General features: G+C 71.6%; 1 protein-coding gene. It reads left to right on the forward strand.

Features of this window, described 5'->3' with window-relative positions; genetic code table 11:
* Window positions 1-20: 20 nt before the first annotated feature.
* On the forward strand, window positions 21-832 hold an 812-nt coding region (locus IE294_RS46935; protein ID WP_189895413.1), incomplete at its 3' end, for an ABC transporter ATP-binding protein.

The raw sequence follows: 832 nt of genomic DNA on the forward strand, positions 1-832 counted from the left end.
CGCTCCGGAGGCAATCCGTCATGAGCCGTACCTCAACCAGCCGTCTCGTGGCGCGGGATCTGATCCTGGCGTACGAGGACCGAACCGTCGTTGAGGGCCTCGCCCTGGAGATACCCGACGGCAAGCTAACGGTCGTCGTCGGCCCGAACGCCTGCGGCAAGTCGACCGTGCTGCGTGCGCTGGGCCGGCTGCTCAGGGCGCGCGGGGGTGCCGTGCTGCTGGACGGCGCCGACATCGCGGGCCTGCCCAGCCGTCAGATCGCACGGACCCTGGGTGTGTTGCCGCAGTCGCCGGCCGCACCCGACGGCATCACCGTCGCCGACCTTGTCGCGCGCGGGCGGCAGCCGCACCAGAAGTGGTGGCAGCAGTGGTCGCAGGCGGACGAGAGAGCCGTCACCGAGGCACTGGAGCACACCGACACCGCCGACCTCGCCGACCGCCCGGTGGACGAGCTGTCCGGCGGCCAACGGCAGCGGGTGTGGATCGCCATGGCCCTGGCCCAGGACACGGACCTGCTCCTGCTCGACGAGCCGACGACGTACCTGGACATCGCGCACCAGGTGGAGGTGCTGGACCTGATCCGGCGCCTGAACCACGAGCGCGGCCGGACGGTTGTCGCCGTGCTGCACGATCTCAACCAGGCCGCCCGTTACGCTGATCATCTCGTCGCCATGAAGGCCGGCCGGATCGTCGCCCAGGGCCCGCCGGACGAAGTGGTCACCGCGGAACTGGTCCAGAAGGTCTTCGGCCTGCCCGCGGTCGTCGTCCCCGACCCGGTCACCGGCGGCCCTCTCGTCGTCCCGTCCCGCATCTGGCGGCCCGCGCCCGGGGA

Origin of the sequence: Streptomyces canarius (genome assembly GCF_014650735.1) — a bacterium.
In the GTDB taxonomy this organism is placed as follows: domain Bacteria; phylum Actinomycetota; class Actinomycetes; order Streptomycetales; family Streptomycetaceae; genus Streptomyces; species Streptomyces olivaceoviridis.